This window comes from Candidatus Abawacabacteria bacterium (genome assembly GCA_016207805.1).
GTDB lineage: Bacteria > Patescibacteriota > Gracilibacteria > RBG-16-42-10 > RBG-16-42-10 > JACQZO01.
In genome coordinates, this window is sequence record JACQZO010000010.1 from 22,434 (window position 1) to 40,601 (window position 18,168).

The 18,168-nt window shown below is 40.5% G+C and carries 18 protein-coding genes and 1 tRNA gene; 8 read left to right on the plus strand and 11 right to left on the minus strand.

What is annotated here, in order from left to right:
• Window positions 1–2: 2 nt before the first annotated feature.
• The 3 genes from HY817_02710 to HY817_02720 are packed head-to-tail and all read right to left on the minus strand — an operon-like array spanning window position 3 to window position 4,244.
• The gene (locus HY817_02710; GenBank protein MBI4836146.1) at window positions 3–3,215 is read right to left on the minus strand and encodes a hypothetical protein; all 3,213 of its coding nucleotides are present in this window, start codon (window positions 3,213–3,215) and stop codon (window positions 3–5) included.
• Window positions 3,216–3,236: 21 nt separating this feature from the next.
• Window positions 3,237–3,878 (minus strand): hypothetical protein, encoded by a 642-nt coding sequence (locus tag HY817_02715; protein ID MBI4836147.1) that lies wholly within the window; start codon window positions 3,876–3,878, stop codon window positions 3,237–3,239.
• A gap of 9 nt (window positions 3,879–3,887) precedes the next feature.
• Window positions 3,888–4,244, minus strand: coding sequence for a hypothetical protein (locus HY817_02720; GenBank protein ID MBI4836148.1), 357 nt, complete (start codon window positions 4,242–4,244; stop codon window positions 3,888–3,890).
• 346 nt (window positions 4,245–4,590) lie between these two features.
• Here HY817_02720 and HY817_02725 point away from each other — a divergent pair, with 346 nt between their 5' ends.
• Window positions 4,591–5,421: a prohibitin family protein gene (locus HY817_02725; protein ID MBI4836149.1), complete on the plus strand. Its 831-nt coding sequence runs from the start codon at window positions 4,591–4,593 to the stop codon at window positions 5,419–5,421.
• 35 nt (window positions 5,422–5,456) lie between these two features.
• On the opposite strand, the gene HY817_02730 is transcribed toward HY817_02725, so the two are convergent.
• From HY817_02730 to HY817_02760, 7 genes are all read right to left on the minus strand, one after another.
• Window positions 5,457–6,272, minus strand: a complete 816-nt coding sequence (locus tag HY817_02730; GenBank protein ID MBI4836150.1) for a hypothetical protein — start codon at window positions 6,270–6,272, stop codon at window positions 5,457–5,459.
• 67 nt (window positions 6,273–6,339) lie between these two features.
• Entirely contained in the window at window positions 6,340–7,083 is a 744-nt protein-coding gene (gene sufC, locus HY817_02735; protein ID MBI4836151.1) for a Fe-S cluster assembly ATPase SufC, read from the minus strand.
• A gap of 55 nt (window positions 7,084–7,138) precedes the next feature.
• Window positions 7,139–7,591 carry an SUF system NifU family Fe-S cluster assembly protein gene (locus HY817_02740; protein MBI4836152.1) on the minus strand — a complete coding sequence of 151 codons (453 nt, stop codon included), beginning with the start codon at window positions 7,589–7,591 and terminating at the stop codon, window positions 7,139–7,141.
• A gap of 67 nt (window positions 7,592–7,658) precedes the next feature.
• Window positions 7,659–8,873 carry a SufS family cysteine desulfurase gene (sufS, locus tag HY817_02745; GenBank protein ID MBI4836153.1) on the minus strand — a complete coding sequence of 405 codons (1,215 nt, stop codon included), beginning with the start codon at window positions 8,871–8,873 and terminating at the stop codon, window positions 7,659–7,661.
• A gap of 51 nt (window positions 8,874–8,924) precedes the next feature.
• On the minus strand, window positions 8,925–9,983 hold the full coding sequence (locus tag HY817_02750; protein ID MBI4836154.1) for a SufD family Fe-S cluster assembly protein: 1,059 nt from the start codon (window positions 9,981–9,983) through the stop codon (window positions 8,925–8,927).
• 3 nt (window positions 9,984–9,986) lie between these two features.
• Entirely contained in the window at window positions 9,987–11,396 is a 1,410-nt protein-coding gene (gene sufB / locus HY817_02755; GenBank protein MBI4836155.1) for a Fe-S cluster assembly protein SufB, read from the minus strand.
• Between the two features lie 11 nt (window positions 11,397–11,407).
• A complete protein-coding gene (locus HY817_02760; GenBank protein ID MBI4836156.1) occupies window positions 11,408–11,689 on the minus strand; it encodes a winged helix-turn-helix transcriptional regulator in 282 nt (93 codons plus the stop codon).
• 184 nt (window positions 11,690–11,873) lie between these two features.
• On the opposite strand from HY817_02760, the gene HY817_02765 reads away from it, so the two are divergent.
• The 7 genes from HY817_02765 (at window position 11,874) to HY817_02795 (ending at window position 17,610) form a co-directional block, all read left to right on the plus strand.
• Window positions 11,874–12,572 (plus strand): DUF3592 domain-containing protein, encoded by a 699-nt coding sequence (locus tag HY817_02765; GenBank protein MBI4836157.1) that lies wholly within the window; start codon window positions 11,874–11,876, stop codon window positions 12,570–12,572.
• Window positions 12,573–12,635: 63 nt separating this feature from the next.
• Window positions 12,636–13,679 (plus strand): hypothetical protein, encoded by a 1,044-nt coding sequence (locus HY817_02770; protein ID MBI4836158.1) that lies wholly within the window; start codon window positions 12,636–12,638, stop codon window positions 13,677–13,679.
• A gap of 60 nt (window positions 13,680–13,739) precedes the next feature.
• The gene (locus HY817_02775; GenBank protein ID MBI4836159.1) at window positions 13,740–15,344 is read left to right on the plus strand and encodes a hypothetical protein; all 1,605 of its coding nucleotides are present in this window, start codon (window positions 13,740–13,742) and stop codon (window positions 15,342–15,344) included.
• 4 nt (window positions 15,345–15,348) lie between these two features.
• Window positions 15,349–15,702, plus strand: a complete 354-nt coding sequence (locus HY817_02780; protein ID MBI4836160.1) for a hypothetical protein — start codon at window positions 15,349–15,351, stop codon at window positions 15,700–15,702.
• Window positions 15,703–15,765: 63 nt separating this feature from the next.
• Entirely contained in the window at window positions 15,766–16,503 is a 738-nt protein-coding gene (locus tag HY817_02785) for a hypothetical protein (protein ID MBI4836161.1), read from the plus strand.
• 108 nt (window positions 16,504–16,611) lie between these two features.
• A complete protein-coding gene (locus HY817_02790; protein MBI4836162.1) occupies window positions 16,612–17,040 on the plus strand; it encodes a DUF3592 domain-containing protein in 429 nt (142 codons plus the stop codon).
• A gap of 351 nt (window positions 17,041–17,391) precedes the next feature.
• Window positions 17,392–17,610, plus strand: coding sequence for a hypothetical protein (locus HY817_02795; protein MBI4836163.1), 219 nt, complete (start codon window positions 17,392–17,394; stop codon window positions 17,608–17,610).
• A 105-nt stretch (window positions 17,611–17,715) separates the two neighbouring features.
• Here the strand turns inward: HY817_02795 and HY817_02800 are convergent.
• Window positions 17,716–17,792: transfer RNA gene (locus tag HY817_02800), tRNA-Asp, on the minus strand.
• Between the last annotated feature and the right edge of the window lie 376 nt (window positions 17,793–18,168).

Here is an 18,168-nt window from a genome sequence, read left to right on the forward strand (position 1 = left end):
AATTAAGCGGCTTTGTCTTGAGCTGTTTTCACAGAAGCATTATGCTGTTTTACATATTTGCTCGCATTTCTTTTTAAGGCCGCCTTGGTCGTGGTAGAAATGTTCAGCAAGCCGTCTATTTGGCTACCAATATTCATCACTTGTTCAAGCTCAATTGGCAACAGGGTGTCATTGTCAAATTCACTTTCAGCATCAGCTGCACTGACGTTGAAGACTTGATCAAATTGACTAGCAATTTGTGGTTCGCCACGTTCACGATAAAACTTAGCTAACTGGATCAATTGACTGAGCCATGTGAGATTAGGCTGATCGATAATGTATTGGCGGGCATTTAGTTCCAATTTAGCAAGCTTTTCTGCTCTTTCCATGTTTATGTCCTGTACTTCTGCAGCTTGTTGATGATGAGTAGGGGACTCTTCTTCATCAGAGGTACCACTGCTTGCTAGAGGTAAATGCACCGTTATAGCTGGCGCAGGTTGAGCAAGGGAGGCTTCCGGTGCAGGAGATGCTAATGGCAAAGATGATCTTGGTAACTCTGGATTTGTGGGGGGCTTAGCATCTTCTTCTGCAAACTCTTCCTGTACCAGTTGATCCACAGCTTTATTATGAGCGTAAACTTGAGTATCTAGCTTGCCTATTATCGCATCAGCTATTGCTTTGCGCTCTGTACCAAAGAGGGTGCGAATCTTATTGTATAAAAATTCTATTCCTTCGGTACTAATAGTGTCCGCATTTTCTTTAGCTCTTTTTAAGAGGGCGGTAAATTCTTTCTGAATATCTTCCAGGCGATCAGCTTCCACTTCATTATCAGTATTTTCTGCCATTTGAATAGCGGTAGCCAATACCGTATCAGGAGTTGCTTGTGTAAGTACAGTAGCTAATTTTTCGATAGGACGAGTAGTGTCGACAGTTTGTGATGGTAAAGGTAGATTTGTATCTGCTTGCAACTTTTTGAATATATTTTCTGGTTTTTGATCATTGATAGCTTTATCTATCTTTTTTTGAGCTTCAGCATTATGGGCTAGTACCATTTGGGTGATTTCTTGAGCAATGGTAGGATATTCACTATCCAATTTCTTTGCTTCTAGCCGGTTCTTAACCTTTTCTAGTAAGGTTGCAAGATCAACAATAGTATCTTTATTGGTTAAAGCTTGTTGAATATCAGCTTGGATATTTTCTGCCATTAATCTTCTTTGAGCTATTTCAAGCATGGCCACACGATCTTTGGCTTTCATTTTGCTAGTTAACTTAGCCAAGTCTAATGCCATGGCAGCTTGGCCTTTAGCAATTTCTCGATCAATTTCTTTAAAGTCTTTGCCTCGGGCAATACCTGTTAAACGATCACGAATGGCTTGTTGGCGCGTCAATGCTTCGGCCAGCTTAGTGGCTAATACTTTTGGCTTGTCGGAATTTTTAGCAGAAAGGTTTTGGGCAATCACTAACTTTAGCGCTAACCGATCTTCTAATGTTAGCTCAGGATGACTACTCAAAAAACTATCGATAATATTGCTTGGTTCGGCAACTTCGGGAATAGCTACTTTTTCTGCTTTGTTACGATTTAAGAGTTCTTTTGCCCAACTTTTTGCACTTGCCAGGCCATCTTTCATTCTTTGCATTGCTGTTTCCTGTAGCAAATCACTATCTAAAGTAGGGGCAGTCTTGGCGACTTGTTCATTAGTAAGGCGCGGTGGCTTTGCTTGAGGACCTTTTGGCAGAACAACTGCTTGAGGAATATCAACTGGTTGCAGAACGGGAGCCTGTACTAAGGAATCAGATTGTGTCACAGGTTTATTAGCGTCAATAACGCCATCTTCATCTGGCGGTATCGCTTCTGCTTGAGTTTCTGCCTTGTTGGTAAGGCTAGTGGTTAGTGTGGAATCATCAAGAATGCTGTCGGGGACTTTTACTGGATTCTTGATGGCTTGATTATGTTCAGCAATATCATCACGAACACGTTGGAGTAATTCTTTACCTTTTACATTGTCAGCAAAACCTGCTTCATTTAGTAAAGCCCCTACTTTGTAAGCAAAAGTATCGTCTACTTCTTTTGTTTTGTTAGTCTCCAATAAAGTGGCAAGTTCTCGCTGAATGTTATCAGCCAAAGTGTCTAATACTTTTTGATTATGTTCTGCCACTGCTCCATTGATACTTCGCAATAGAGTTACTTGTGTGCTGGTTTTGTCTAATCCAGCTTTTTCGATAATAGGTAGCGCAGCGGAATTAAAAAATATGTTGAGCTGAGCAGCCCCAATTCTTTTTAGGCTATATTTTGCTAAAAATGCATCGAAAGGAGCTTTAAGATCGGTTAGTATTGTCTCTTGTAAGGCTTTTTGACCACTTTCAATGCCTTGTGTTTTTCTAGTAATATTAGCAGTTACATCGTCTTTGTGGCCTATGGTTTTTTGTAAGTCCTGAATCTTTTGATCATTGGTAGCTAAGAAAAGAGCCTCATCGATCGCTTTTTCATGCTCAGGGCTTTGATTAGCAGCCGTTACAATCTGCTCCAGAATGGCGACCTGATTTAACATTTCTGCTCGACCTGATACTTTCATAGGATCACCACCACTTTGTATTGCTTTATTACTGCGATCCATTACTTCAGACTTCAATATATCTATTTGATGGCGCATTGCGGCAACAGTACGTGCAGGAATTTGTGCTTGCTCAAGCTGGCTAACAAAAGTTATTAATTGCTTATTTGGGATTGGGCTTTTGGCAAGATACTCTTTCGTAGCGACAGCAAACTTTTGTAGTTCCGCAATGCGTGCTTCAACAGTTTTAATCTTTGCCAATGTCTCATTATCATTAGCTAAGCCTTTCTGAAGAGCGTCAAGGGGCGTGGTGGGTGGAGTTGGTGGCTTGATTTCAGGTAAAGCATTTGATTTGTCTGCAACTTGCTTAGCTTTTGATCTTTCTGCTATATCAGCTGGTACTGGTGGGGGTACTGCTCGTGCACGAGTAATTAAGGGAGCTTCACTTTTGCCATTAGCACTGCTGCCCAAAGGTGCTAATCGTGCTTCGGGTATGCCCTCTACGCGACTAGTACTGCTAGCCTCATCTCGTCCTGTAGCAGCTCGCGTTAATGGTTTTAAAGTTGTCGCTACCGCTTCTATTGCTTTAGCTTTTGCCGCAATGTCCGGAGTTGCTTGAGCTGGACCATGCTTTACTTCCGGTGTGGCTGTTTGTATATCTAATCTTCGTGCTGCTTCGCCCATAAAAGTATATTTAATTTTTGTTTAATGAGTATCAGTAGAATTGACATGTACTGCTTCAGCAATAACTGTTCGAGCTAGAGCTAATAATCTTTCGATATGCTGGCGCTCTTCCGGATTATTGCTAATTTCGGCTGCACAAGTGCTGATTGTTGCTCTGCTTAAAGCATTTAAACTTTTTTGCGCATCTTGCGTTGTCGCTGGAGTATGGAGAATTTGTCTTAAAGATGTTCTCTGATGTTGAAATGTATCAAGCAGATTAGTATGTAATTCAGTTTTGAGATGGGTATCGGCTTTTGGGTTTGCTTTATTGATATTGTCTTTAGCTTGATTGTATACATACCACATCATCAGTATTGCTTTTTGTAATGTCGCTTTTTTCTCGGCTCTTTTTTGTGCTTCCATGACAGTAGGGACAAATGCATCGGTAAGGTGCTCAAATAAATTAAAAAGCATCACCCACATTGGATCTTCGTGGAGAGCTTCAAATGCAGCTGGTAAAGCATCACGATTTTTCCACACAGCATGGGCTGACTTTTTCAGCTCTGAGCGCATATCATTATCATTGCTGACAACCACGGTCTCTACATCATTAGCTGGCGTATTAGGCCCGATAGTAGGTGTAGTACTTATTCTGGGTTTTAGCTCTATAACAGTGCCTGCCATAAAAATAATTTAGTGATGATAAAAAATGGATTGCAAAGAAACTTTACGAGTTTTTGCTTGTAACCATCGCTCCTCAGCCAAGAGATCTTGAGAACACATTGCTTCAAGGTCGGTACGGGAAAGAAAGTTGTCAGGTTGGGCCAAAATAAATTCAATTGCGGTTAACTCTTGAGGACTACGCAAGCGATCATTATCATCATCAGTCTGCATATACACCTTTTCATTAAGTAAGGCAGTGATAGGCAACTTTGCCAATTCTTCTGCGGAAAAAGTTAAATCAATTGCATGCTCGAGAAGGTAGTTTACAAGCTGCCTTTTGCTTACTTTAGATTTTTCCCGCATTGATTTTGCGGTGGGGACTGGCATGGGGGGATTTGTTTTGGTTTCTAGAAATTGTAACACAAAGTAGCATGAAGTGGGAAGTTTTTAAGGGTGGACGAGGCACGAGATCATAAAGACGAAGACCAAGACAAAGACGAAGACAGGAAAAAAACTAGAAAAAGTTAGAAAGTTTTGCTCATCGAAATGAAGAAGACTTGCGACCATAACAAGAAGTGTGCTGCTCAAAGTTAATCTCTCGTCTTCCGTCTTAGTCTTCGTCTTTGTCTTCCATGATCTTGTTCTTTGTTCTAAAAGGTTCTTGAGATATTTTCACCAATTGCCAATTGTTGGGTACTACCTATATAGTGCCTCTGATCTAAAAATCTCTCTTATGAAATCAAAGTTAACTGCTATTACTGTTGCAGTGATAGTCATTGTTCTGATCATCCTTGATGGTTTTGTCTTGGTCAACGCTGGTGAAGTGGGAGTGATATTTGATCGTGGTCGGGGAATATTACCGAATGCTATGGATGCCGGTATTCATCTGAAAATTCCTTTTTGGCAAACAGTGACTCATTATACTATTCGCACTCAGGCTTATACTATGAGTGTCGGTGAGGAGTATAGCGGGGATTATCCAATTGAAGCGCGGTCTCGTGATGGTCAATCAGTCAGGATAGATGCTACTGTTCTTTATCATATTACTGCAGTAGACGCGCCAGTAATTAAAACTACCCTTGGTTCCGAAGATGATTACAAAAATGTAGTTGTTACTCCGAAGGCTCGGTCTATTTTACGTGAAGTAGTAGCTCGTTATGATGCTTTGGATTTGGTGTCGGAAAAGCGTACAGAAATCGTGAGTGCGATGAATGCGGCGCTGGGTAGTAGTTTGGCAGAAAATAAAGTAACTTTGGATGAAGTAGTATTACGAGACATTAACTTTTCTCCAGATTTTGCAAAAGCAATTGAAGAAAAACAAATCGCTTTTCAAAGAATCAAGACGGCAGAATACCAAAAGCAAGAAGCTGAACAATTGAAGCAGAAGAAGATTATTGAGGCACAGGCTGAGGCGGAAGCGATTAAGCTGAAGGGAGAAACGTTACGAGCTAATCCTGCAGTTATTCAATTTGAATTTGTGCAGAAAATGGCACCACAAATTAATTGGGGAATATTGCCATCTGGAGCTTTGCCCTTGATCGATTTGAAATCGTTAACCCAATAGCAGAGATTAAGGACAAAAAACTGTAAAGCTCAAAACTATCTTAGTCCACAGCTAATACATATGGGCTTTACTAATTCACAAGAGCGACGGTCTCTAGTTCCTGGCGCAAAAGCATAGCAAATAAGGCCATGCAATCTACCGGTACACTCACGTCTAATATCAGGGTTATTGCATAGGCTGCGATTGGTATTCTCTACCGCTTCAGCAGCTAATCGCAAAGGGTCTGTCTGCAATAAGCTGGCTCTACGCAATGTCTGGCGAGCCTCCTCAGTGCGAGCTGTTTCTAGTTGTTGTAAACAAGTGTCAATGGCTGAAACATTGGCTGTTGCAGCGGTCTCAATTTTTCGTATTTTATCAGTCAAGGCAATGCAAGTGGGATGCGATACTTGTAATTGTCTAATTCTAGCATGCACACCGGCAAAGTACCCTCTGCCGTGCCGCACTACTCTCATTGTGTCGAGGGCGTTTTCTTGATCATTCAAAGATAGTCGACAAGCAACCGGTAAAGGGTGGGCACTAGTAGCACCCGGTAGTCTTAAATGGAGATTATACCTTGTTACTCTCATTTGCCATTGCCGCATCCGTGCCTCCTCAAGGGCCAATTCTTGCGCTAAGATATGAGTAGCGATCCTTGCTAATGCAGCATTTTTCTTACTGAGTGCTTGGTGTGCTAGACCTAATCCGCCTATTGGTACGAAAGCAGCGGCAATAACCGCCGCTAGAGCCCAACGATTCCGTCTGTTGTTGGCTAAGGAGGTAGCTTCTAGCGTCGCTATCTCATTATGCAAGGCAGTTTCAATAGGTGTATATATGCCTGCACGAAAATGTTCAGTAATTTGACTCTTATCCATAGAATATAAACAAGATAAGTGATTCTAGTTTCTTGGTTTTATTTCGTCAATGTCGGGCAGAGCATACTTATGCCACTTTAGTCTTTGCTTTGAAACCCTGACGTTCAATTTTTTTTGCTAGCTTCTTATCACCAGACTCAATTATTTTGCCTTTACTTAATATATGGACAAAATCAGGAACAATATGATGGAGAAAACGAGCATAATGAGTGATGACTAATACTCCAATCTTTTGTTCTTTTTTTAACAAATTAACTGCCTTACCGATAGTCTTGAGGGCATCTACATCTAAGCCTGAATCTGTTTCATCGAGGATAACATACTTAGGTTCTAGTATTAGCATCTGTAGTATTTCCATTTTTTTCTTTTCTCCCCCAGAGAAGCCAACATTGAGTGGTCTTTGGGCAAAGCTATCATCAAGATGTAACACTTTCATCTTTTTTTGTAATAAACGAAAAAAGTCGAGTGAGCTAATCTTTTCGCCCTTAATAGTTTGCCAAGCATTGCGTAAAAAATTGTTCACAGTAATGCCAGCAATTTCGGCTGGATATTGCATGGAAAGAAAAAGCCCAGTCTTGGCTTTTTCATCAGGAGGTAGTTTAGTGATATCCTGACCATTCAATACTACTTTTCCTTTAGTGATTTGATATTTGGGATGCCCCATCAAAGTATTAGCTAAAGTACTCTTTCCTGAACCATTTGGTCCCATGAGTGCATGCACAGTACCAGGCTTAATACTTAAATTGAGATTTTTAAGAATAGATTTGCCATCCACAGCAACTGAGAGAGATTTGATGATAAGAGCAAGCATGACAATTACTAATTACAAATTACGAATTACAAATGAAGGGAAAAGGATAAAGGGATTAGGCCCGTGACATGATCTCTTTGCTCTTTGCTCTTTGCTCTTTGCTCTGAACCAGTCCTTTCTGCACCGTACGTAATGACAATAAAGCACATTTCATCCTTACAATACCAATAGGAATGCCCAGCATTTTTAAAATATCTTCTTTTTTTATTTGCGCTACTTCTTTTACTGTCTTTCCTTGAATCATTTCAGTAAACATGGACATTGAAGCCTGGCTAATCGCGCAGCCATGACCATCAAAACGAATATCTTTTATTTTCTGCTTAGCATCAAACAAAATATACACGGTTATTTCATCACCACATAAAGGATTTAACTCTCTATGTTTAATATCATACTCAAGCAATGTCCCCGCATTCTTAGGTTCACGGTAATGATCGAGGATATTTTCTCGATATATTTCCTGTTCAGGAGTCAGTGCCTGATTGGTGATTTCTTGGTGGAGAGACATGCGTATAATTGCGGATTACGAATTACTAATTACTAATTGCGAGTGTACGGGATGAGGTAGACCTATCCTAGGCCTTCATGGTTGTTATGACTTTCTTGAGGCCCATAATTAAGGCGTCAATATCTTCGGCGGTATTGTAGAAATATAGGCTAGCTCTGATGCTATTCTTAATACCCAATTTATGCAAAAGCGGCTGAGCGCAGTGATGGCCAGCGCGTACAGCAATATTATTCATAGCCAAAATATGAGCAGCATCATGACTATGCACAGTATTTATGTTGAAAGAAATTACACCCGTGCGATTTACTGTGCCGCTTGGTCCATGAACAATTACTGCTTCTAATTGGCGCAATTTCTGTAAAGTATATTTTACCAATTCTTGTTCGTGTTCCTGAACACCCTGCCAGTCTAGCGATTGCAAGAAGTCGATAGTAGCCCCAAAGCCAATCACGCCAGCGATATTGGCTGTTCCTGCTTCGAAACGTTCCGGCGCTTCAGCAAAGGTGGTGTCTGTATAAGTAACTTCATGAATCATATGGCCGCCATATTCGAAAGGTGGTAATTGATTTAATAACTCCTTTTTCCCATACAATATGCCAATGCCTGTGGGGCCGAACATTTTATGGGCAGAAAAAACGACAAAGTCAGCGTTCAATGCCCGCACATCAATTCGTTGATGTGGAATACTTTGGCAAGCATCTACTACTACCACAGCACCTACATTGTGAGCATGCTGAATAATTTGCTCGAGAGGAGTGATGGTACCTAAGACATTGGAAGCATGAGAACATGCTACTACTTTAGTTTTTTTAGTGATAATAGTTCCCATGTCTGTAAGATCTAGAAGGCCATCAGCATTAATGGGAATGTATTGCAAAACCAACTGATACCTCTTAGCCAATACTTGCCAGGGAACCAAATTGCTATGATGTTCTATTTCGGTGATGACAATTTCATCTCCATGCTGTAATGATGTTGTTAACCCATTGGCTACCAAATTGAGTGCATGAGTGGCTCCACGAGTAAAAATGATTTCTTCAGGGGCAGCATTGATATAATTTGCTACTTTTTCTCGACTGTCTTCATACTTGCTGGTTGCTTTTTCACTGCTCTCATAAATACCCCGATGCGTATTCGCTCGGTAATTTTGATAATAATCATTCATGGCCGTTAGTACCGAGTCTGGGGTCTGTGATGTGGCAGCATTATCTAAGTACACCAGGTTGGGCTGATTTTTGAAAATGGAGAAGTGTTTTTTGAAAGCTTGTGGAGAAAAAGGCATGTGAGAATTACGAGTTACGAATTACTAATTACGAATGTGTAAAGAAAGGAATTATAAATGAAGAGGCGAGGTGTAGTCATGAATTAGGGCACAAAGCGCCAGGTTGGAGAAGTATTTTAGGACATCGCTGTAAAATCCTTGTACGATGAGACTTTCCGCTTGCTCATAAGAAAAGCCTCGTGATTGTAAATAGAATAATTGCTCCTGGTCTAGATTACTCATACTAGCACTGTGGCTGCAACTAACTGAATCATTAGTAATATCCAACATGGGAATGGCATCAATCCTGGCTTGGGGACTAAGGAGTAATGTTTGTTCTTTTTGTTGACCAGATACCTTGTCAGCATCTTCTGTAATTTTGATCATACTGCGATAAACAGTATGTGATCTATCTCTAAGAATTACTTTGCTCAGCATTTCTGAAGTGGAACCAGCTCCTTCATGGTGCATGCCCACAAAAAGATCGTGTTTACTTTCTCTTGAGCCAAAATCAATATGCCCTTGGAATGCAGCGCTTTCGGCTCCCGCTAATTGAGTAGTGACATGAGACTGAACTAGGTCAGCATTGCGAATTAGTTCCAAGCCAGAATATTGAGCTTTTGTCTGGATAATATTGTGTTGATAATAGTGATAGGGTTGGGGGTATTGAGGAGTGAGGTGAACCAAACTTAACTTGGCATTGGCTTCACATATGGTATGTACCAATAGCTGACTAGTAGCTTGCGTATGTTTGATAATGATATGGACATCACTGGATGCTTCCACCAAGATACAAACACAGCCGATGCTAAAGCCCGCGAATCCATCTATATCGACAGTGTAGGCATCAGCAGCTTTGGTGTTTGCGGGAACATGGATCAGAATTGCAGATTCTTTCACTTTGGCCAAAATTCCCTTAGGTATGATGGTAGCAGCAAAAGCAGTATTTAAATCAAATAAAACATTGAATTTTTTTCCCGCTTTTATTAAGGGAATACTCTGTATCGTAGTTTTACTAGCAATATGATAAGTAGCTGCAGAAAAGTGATCATCACTGATCGCTGGTAGCAAAGCAAAAATGCCTAATCCATATTGTTGCTTCTTAATCTGTTTGCTTAATTCTTTGTCCATATATTAGCCAACAGCTCCCTCCATCTCTAAAGCGATTAATTTGTTTAGCTCCACTGCATACTCCAAGGGTAGTGCTCGTACGACAGGATCAATGAAGCCACTAACTATCATCTGAATTGCTTGTTCTTTGCTTATTCCTCGACTCATTAAATAGAAAATCTCATCGTCGCTGATTTTTCCCACACTAGCTTCATGAGCAATGATCGCAGTGTCATTTTCCACTTTCATCACTGGGTATGTTCGTGAACTTGATGTTTTATCAAAAAGTAAGGCATCACAATGAACACTTACTTTGGCATGATGGGCCCCAGGAGTAATGCGCACTTGGCCACGATAACTAGATATGCCGCCGCCTTTGCTAATGCTTTTGGCTCTAATAGTTGAAGTGGTATGGGGTGCGACATGAATCACTTTTGCGCCGGTATCTTGATCTTGTCCCGGGCCAGCAAAAGCAATACCCAGACTGTCAGAATGAGCACCTTCACCGCGCAAGACACTACAAGGATAGAGCATGGTGACACCGCTGCCCAAATTACCATTAATCCATTCTACGGTAGCATTTTTATCTACTACTGCCCGTTTAGTGTTCAAATTGAATGTATTTTTACTCCAATTCTCAATACTGCTATAACGCATACGAGCGCCTTCATGAACATGAAGTTCCACACAGCCAGCATGCAATGCACTGGCCTCAAAACGAGGGGCAGAGCAACCTTCGATATAATGAAGCTCAGCACCCTTATCAAGGATAATAAGTGTATGTTCAAATTGGCCACCAGCCTGGGCATTCATCCGGAAATATGCTTGTAAGGGGATAGATACTTTCACTTTTGGAGGGACATAAATAAAAGTGCCACCACTCCACACAGCCGCATGCAACATCACAAACTTGTGATCATTGATGCCGACACAATCTGTCATGAAATATCTTTTTACTAATTCAGGATATTTGTGAACTGCAGTATCCATGTTTTCGAATATCACACCTTTTTCTTCCCATTCCTTTTTGAGATTGTGATAGACCACATCGCTGTCATACTGTGCTCCGACACCGGCCAAGGCTTTTCTTTCAGCTTCAGGGATACCAAGCTTTTCGAAAGTATTACGAATATTCTCAGGAACTTCTTCCCAAATCTTTTTTTCTTCAGTATCAGGACGGACAAAATAAACAATTTGGTCTAGATCCAGCTTGGCCAAACTAGGACCAAAGCTGGGCATCGGTGTCTCAACAAAAAGCTGATAAGCAGCGAGCCGCTTTTTGAGCAGCCATTCCGGTTCATTTTTTTGCTTAGATATCTCACGCACTACCGCTTCAGTTAAACCTTTACCTGAAGCATATTTATTATGCCCTTTGTCAGCATGATCATAGCGGGAGCGATCGATAGTGATGTCAGAAATGCTTTTGGGACTCATAAGAATAAATTCTATACTCTAAATTCCAGATTGAAAATATTACAGCCATTACAGGCAAATTGAGGATTATATTGATATTTTGTTTCCCGGCCTTGTTTGCTTGCTATTACTACTCCGGCAGAGCTCAGCATAGCCAAATGATGCGATATGGTTGGTTGGCTCACGGCAAGTTCTTTTTCTAAAAGCTTAACCTGATTGATACCAGCACGCACCTTGCTAAATATCTTTAATCTAGTTTCGTCTGCGAGAAGAGCAAAGCATTGCGAACATTTCTTGGGAGTACAAGATGGCATTGATTCATAGATAGATATCTATAGGATAATAGGGATAATTTAGGAAAAATCAACCATGAATCACTCGCGGGGCTCGGGTACATGGGGTGGCCGCATCTGTTAGTAACGAAATTACAAGAGTGCTTTTATAAGCAAAGAGTACTCTGGTATAATAGAGCTAAGAGCAAAATTAAAAACAAAACCTATGTTCAAAAAGGCGCGAATAATTATCTGGATATTGCTAATTATGGGTATAGGAGAACTGTGTTTGGCCTATGGTAATTATCGTAATACCCAAGCATTTCTTGATAAGGCAATCAAAACACATGGCACGGTAACAAAAATAGCTGGGCATATAGACAGCGATGGAGATTATATGTACTCACCGGTGATCACTTTCACAGACCGTCGAGGAAAAGAACATACTTTTGAATCTGCTACATCGTCCAATCTACCTGCTTTCGAAGAAGGCGATAGAATAGAGGTGCTCTATGATCCTGCTGACTTCAAAACAGCCCAGTTAAACAGTTTTGCTGACTTACATTTAGGCACATTGATTTTGGGCATTATGGGCGGACTATTTACGCTTATTAGTGGAGGAGTGCTTTTTTCTATGCATAAACGGAAGCAAAAGATCGAATGGCTCAAACACAATGGCCAGGTAGTAAAAGCAAAAGTTTTAAGTGTGGATCGTAATACTAATCTCAAAGTAAATGGTCAATCGCCTTATGTAATTGTGACTCAGTGGCAAGACCCAATGGGTGCTATTCAAGTCTTTCGTAGTGATAACATTTGGTTCGATCCCAGTCAGTACGTAAAAGATGAAATAGATGTATTTATTGATCCTAATAATATTAAAAGTTATTGGGTGTCATTGGAGCAATTGCCTAAAGTGGCTGCGTGAAAATCCCTACAATTTGTCATCCGTAATTATTTCTAGTAAATTGCGCTCTTGTAATTTGTGTTCATGCGTTCTTTACATAAACAATCTGGACTTCGGGGGGATATGCTATTAATTGGTACTCCTAGTAATAGTGGCCAACGCCCCTCCAATCCAAAAGGAGTAAAAGTCTTTTCGGAGATAGTAAAAGAGATCTGTCTTGCCGGTTATGCGCCACAAACACTATGTCTCGACTATACTTCACCGGTAGAGCAAGTACGTGCTGTCCTACATGGCTTATCTTTGGTCAAAACAAAAATAATAGTGGTAGCTGGCGATGGCTCCACAACAGTTGCTCTCAATGCGATAAGGGCAGTGCAAGAAGAGCGTTGTGAAGGTCAAGTAGAAGTGTTAATCAGTCCCGGCGGAACGGAAAATCTCTTGTCGCGACATTTAGGTACTGGCAGAAAAGCTGTTTGGAAGACCTTTTTACGAGGGGAAGGATCTTTACAAGATTTGAGAATAAGAGAGCTGCGAATCACTGACGCTGCTAGTGGAGAAGAAATTTTTTGTGGCCCTTGGACAAGCTTCTGTGGGGTAGGTGCAGTAGCGCGCTTATTAGTCCACTATGAACCTCAGGACAGAAAAAGGACAGTCACAGAAAATGTGCTAAGAGCATTATGGACTGCTTATCCTGAGGCCGTAGCAGATGGCTATGTGCCTGATGAATTCGCTGGTGTTACCCAACGTCATTTAGGATCGCCAATAGATTTGGGACCATGCCATGACTATCTTCATTCTGACCTGATAGGTTCGATATCAATTACTGCTACTAGTCCTAGGGATGCTGTTACCAAGTTTGCTACTTTGCTGGCAGCGACACATTCTCCTTGGCGGGATACATTGCTGCATGGTCAACTATCCACAGCAATGCCTGCCTGGGAGTTAGTTAAATCTATCCGTCCTAGCCATCAGCGAACTCATAAGGTGACTCATCAAGTTCGCGCTGGTGATAAAAGGCATATTCACCTCGATGGTACACCAAAAGTGGTTTCATTTGCTAAACCAGGAAATGTTGAAATCTCTTTAGCCACGAGACCAGGTACACTCAAGATATTTAGCACGAAGTAAAAAATTAATTGCGGATTTTATACTTGCTCTTTATTATCTTGATGAATTAGCTTGAACACAATGAATAGAGAACAAGAATTGCTGGCGAAGATGCATGTGCCAGCTAGTCTTTTAGCTTTACCTGATCTTTTTCGACATCTCTTAGCATTTTGGCAACACACCTCGTTATTCAAGCGGAAATGTGATCGTACTGGTAAAGACGTTATCTCTGTTTTTAGTAAAGATTGTCCCTATCCGGTGTGGTATCGAGATGAGTGGATTAAACACGCTAATCCTCCTCAAGCAGAATTTGATTCTAATAAGCCTTTTTGGGGGCAACTTTGGGATTTGTTTCAACATTGTCCCTTGCCTCATAATGTCTGCATTAATACTGAGAATTGCGAATATACCGATGATTGGTGGTATTCAAAAAACTGTTATCTGAGTCACTCTGGTTTTCAGTGCGAAGATGTCTACTATTCATATCGGGTAATCAACTGTCGTAATTCTTTTTTCTGTGTGTTTAGTAACAATTGTGAGCTTTGTACTGATGTTATTAACTCTACCAATTGTTACAACTTAACCTATGGCTTGGATTGTTCTCAGTGTCGAGACTCAGCTTTTCTTTTTGATTGTCGCAACTGTAGTGATTGCATGTTCTGTTTCAATTTGAGAAACAAACAGTACTGTATTGAAAACAAGCAATACAGTAAGGAAGAATATGAGCAAAAGAAACAAGAGTATCATTTCAGTTCACGAAAAAGTTATGATCAAGCAAAAGAGCACTTCAAAAGTTTATTGCATACTCAAGCCTGGTGGCGAGCACAGCACTTAGATCAGACAGAAAATGCAATGGGAGATTATTTACGCGAAGTAAAAGATAGCTCAATGGCATTTTTTATTGATAAGGGGCAGGACATCGTCAATACGTGTCGCGCATTTCAAGTAAAAGATGTTGTGAACTCAGTAGGATGTTTTGGCTCGGAGTTGGTAGCCTATACTGTTTTCCTAGGCTCTGAAGGTGTTTACGACATTAAGTATTCAGTAAATTTAGTTGATAGTAAATTTATGGAATATTGTATGTATTGTGCTAATTGTGAGCACTGCTTTGGTTGTGCGGGTTTAGTAGGAAAAAAGTATTGTATTCTCAATAAAGAGTATTCTCCTCAAGAGTATGATAAGAAGTTGGTTGAGATAAAGTCACATTTACGAGCTAGTAATGAGTACGGGCAATTATTTCCAGCCTATTTTGCTCCAGGCGCTTATGAAGAAAGTTTAGCTACCGTATATTTCCCCTTGAGTAGAGATGAACAGGCGAGACTACAATTTCGGGTAAAAAAAGATGAACCATATAACGCTAGTGATTACTTACCTGTATCAGCACTACCCGATGATATTCAAGCGATGGAAGAGAAAGTTATGCAAAAAGGTTTCTGGGATGAAGTAGCCAAAAGGCCATTTACTATTCAAAAATTTGATCTAGAACATAGTAAAAAGCAGCAAGTTCCTTTGCCCAATTGTTTCTATGCTCGCCGTATTAATGAAAACTTCTCTTGGATGCACTTTGATGGCTCTGCTCGTGAAACGCTCTGTGCTAAAACAGGTCAAGCCATAATGACCACTTTGCCCAAAAGTTTAGATGGTAGAATTGTAAGTGAATCTGCTTATCAGCAAATTTTACATTGAATGTATGGATGCTATGGTCCCAGAATTTATTCCTGTGCTACTGGTTTTGGTTATTGCTGGTATTATAATCTTTTTACCAAATCGGAAGTCAATCAATGAAGAAGTGCCTGCTAAGGTATTGGCCTGCAAATTAACTCAAATGGAGGGGGAGAATACGTATGATTTATTTCCCGCTTTTGATGTTGATTTGGAGGTGTATCGACCGACTGAAGAACCCTATCGTGTTCAATTTAGTCAAATGTTGTATCCGGGACAATATGCGCCAAAAGTAGGAGAGATGGTAACTGTACGACTTTGTAAAAAGTTACCAAACCAAGTAGTGATTATTAACTTGAAGAATATAAATAGGACCTCATGAAAATTATTAATTTGCTTATCAAAAGCTGCTTTATCGGGTATATTTGCGTCTTTTATTAATTCTATGTATTCAATAGAACAAAGAGAATCGACTCCGTTAGGTGAAGGTGCTGAGCAAATAAAACGGCATATGAATGCTATCTTGGCTGAGGTAAAACGACTGGTACTGCGTGATGCTGCAGGTGCCAATATTGCCGCTATTCAGCCACAGAAAATATTTTCTGGACGTCTTTTCCGCTGTTTTACGATGAAGGATGGTACTGGAACTATACAGGTCTTTTTGGAAACAAACTGTGCTCAAAATGACAATGCCAATACGCATCGGGCTGAGCTAATTGTGACATATCATCCTACAATTCCATTAACTGTCTCTTGTCTCAATCAAGTAACAAATGAGCAACCATTCCATCCAAACTATATTGAGTTGCGTATCCATCTTTTTGGTGCTGATAGTGACTCAAGGCCATGGCTGATGGAGATCATGTGTCGTGGCAAGCAGAATGTTCCAGAAGGTATATGGCGATTGATAGTGCAAGGTGGTGACGATACTGTGGATGACAGTATCGGCCAACGTTATACGATCAGTGTGGCCAGCGAGCCGGGATTGATAGACGCCATGGAAGATGACACTTTCATTGCTAAAAATGACACGGTAGGTTCAGATAAAGAAGTTAAAGCAGCTGTGCCGTTGGTGACTTTAGTCGCTAGTCAATTATTTCGTCAGGGGGAAAAGTTAACGGAAATTAGCACTCAAGAAGTTCAGCGTCGTCGCCTTCGGCAAGTAGTAGCTAAATCCGCCTAGGTTTATCTGGCTTAATTGCTGCGATGTGGTTTGGTGAATGGCAAAAGCTGAGAATATCGTGACTGCACATGTTCATCGCACTAAGGATATACAAGGAATAATTAAACTATGAAATCAATCTCACGCCTCATCATTTTCCTGGTCACTTTGGCCGTAATCTGTGCTGGTTTTAGTGTGTATCAATATTCTGCTACCCAGGGTTTTTTACAACACTCGGTATGGACCAAAGGTACAGTAATTGGCTTTACTGCACATAATGACTTTGAAGGAATGAGCTATACTACTAAAGTTGCTTATGCCGATCGACAGGGCAAGCAATATATGATCGAAACAACTTTTAATGCTTCCGAGCCTGGCTATGAAGTCGCAGATATTGTTGATGTAATTTTTAATCCCAATAATCCGGCTGAGGCCAAGGTGGCTACTTTCTGGGAGCTTTATTTGTGGACTTTTCTTTCCGGTATAGCGTCCAGTGCAGCGTTGATCTCGGCAATAGTTTTATATTTTGTTATTTTAAGAAAAGTAACTTCTAATTAAAGTGCGAAAAGTATATTTCACACTAATTTATGGACCGTCTTAATGGGCAGAACAGTAAGGAAATTCTCGGTGGCATAGCAATTTTCTATCATAGGTCTGCTAACGCGAAGACAGTTTTATTTTGGTAATAGTTATAATGGGCACTGTGCCATTAAACTGCGTTTTCTCTATAGGTCCATGAGTATCTGATACCAGACTGTCGATCATAAAAATAATTATCTCATATTATTGTAACATACCAGTGAAAAAGGTTTTTATTGAGTTACTCAAAGCATTACTAAGGAGTTTGGTGTCCCTGTGTACATTTCGACAAGATAAAGTATACTCGACGTCTTGTATGAGAATAAGTATATGATAAATAAAGGACTACTCAGACTAGAAATAGAAACTCCAAATGCTGATATAGCAAAAATGATAAGAGCAGTTTTCACAGCTACAGGGGATGATCAGCCATTTTTTTGTCCAACAAAAATTGTAGAGGGAGAGCCATATAAAGGCCATGTACACGTGTTTCCACCGACTGCGGCAACGAATATTGCTATCCGAAAAATCTTTGTTGGCTCACAGTAGCTTTTTCAAAATAGACACCAACAGCTGTATAGCGGGCTTTTATTCCCACTAACCTCTTATTAAAACACACTTAATTGGCCTGCCATCCGAAGCCTTGGCGTAGGATGGCGGGACTGGCGAGACTCGAACTCGTGACCTCTCGCGTGACAGGCGAGCGCTCTAACCAACTGAGCTACAATCCCTTATAAGGCTGAACAATCAAACCAAAATAACATGTCACTGCACTCACTTCATGAGGCATGTGGAATATAAGGGAAGATAAGAGGGATGTCAAAGAAGGAGCTGAGTATACCGAATGAAGTTAAAGCACAATTCAAGCTTGCTTTGTTGGTAACACTTTTTGAAATGCTAAAGAGAATAATATTGGGAATAGCGGACACCCATTCACAAACAAGAAATGAATGATAAGATGCTTTTGTAGTATTTTATGTACCTTAACTTGCCGGGTGAATTTGCCATAATTATGGCCTAACAAGTATTTTGTTTTCTTTTTTTACAGTTCTCATAATTGAGATTCTTTTTAACCTTAGCCATGAGCTAAGGAAACTTTCGAGATGC

Coding starts and splice junctions, on each gene's coding strand:
- HY817_02725 (MBI4836149.1), top strand. CDS start 4,591: ATGAAATCAAAGTTAACTGCTATTACTGTTGCAGTGATAGTCATTGTT.
- HY817_02730 (MBI4836150.1), bottom strand. CDS start 6,272: ATGGATAAGAGTCAAATTACTGAACATTTTCGTGCAGGCATATATACA.
- HY817_02710 (MBI4836146.1), bottom strand. CDS start 3,215: ATGGGCGAAGCAGCACGAAGATTAGATATACAAACAGCCACACCGGAA.
- HY817_02720 (MBI4836148.1), bottom strand. CDS start 4,244: ATGCCAGTCCCCACCGCAAAATCAATGCGGGAAAAATCTAAAGTAAGC.
- HY817_02780 (MBI4836160.1), top strand. CDS start 15,349: ATGGATGCTATGGTCCCAGAATTTATTCCTGTGCTACTGGTTTTGGTT.
- sufB (MBI4836155.1), bottom strand. CDS start 11,396: ATGAGTCCCAAAAGCATTTCTGACATCACTATCGATCGCTCCCGCTAT.
- sufS (MBI4836153.1), bottom strand. CDS start 8,873: ATGCCTTTTTCTCCACAAGCTTTCAAAAAACACTTCTCCATTTTCAAA.
- HY817_02760 (MBI4836156.1), bottom strand. CDS start 11,689: ATGCCATCTTGTACTCCCAAGAAATGTTCGCAATGCTTTGCTCTTCTC.
- HY817_02770 (MBI4836158.1), top strand. CDS start 12,636: ATGCGTTCTTTACATAAACAATCTGGACTTCGGGGGGATATGCTATTA.
- HY817_02715 (MBI4836147.1), bottom strand. CDS start 3,878: ATGGCAGGCACTGTTATAGAGCTAAAACCCAGAATAAGTACTACACCT.
- HY817_02795 (MBI4836163.1), top strand. CDS start 17,392: ATGATAAATAAAGGACTACTCAGACTAGAAATAGAAACTCCAAATGCT.
- HY817_02765 (MBI4836157.1), top strand. CDS start 11,874: ATGTTCAAAAAGGCGCGAATAATTATCTGGATATTGCTAATTATGGGT.
- HY817_02740 (MBI4836152.1), bottom strand. CDS start 7,591: ATGTCTCTCCACCAAGAAATCACCAATCAGGCACTGACTCCTGAACAG.
- HY817_02790 (MBI4836162.1), top strand. CDS start 16,612: ATGAAATCAATCTCACGCCTCATCATTTTCCTGGTCACTTTGGCCGTA.
- sufC (MBI4836151.1), bottom strand. CDS start 7,083: ATGCTTGCTCTTATCATCAAATCTCTCTCAGTTGCTGTGGATGGCAAA.
- HY817_02750 (MBI4836154.1), bottom strand. CDS start 9,983: ATGGACAAAGAATTAAGCAAACAGATTAAGAAGCAACAATATGGATTA.
- HY817_02775 (MBI4836159.1), top strand. CDS start 13,740: ATGAATAGAGAACAAGAATTGCTGGCGAAGATGCATGTGCCAGCTAGT.
- HY817_02785 (MBI4836161.1), top strand. CDS start 15,766: ATGTATTCAATAGAACAAAGAGAATCGACTCCGTTAGGTGAAGGTGCT.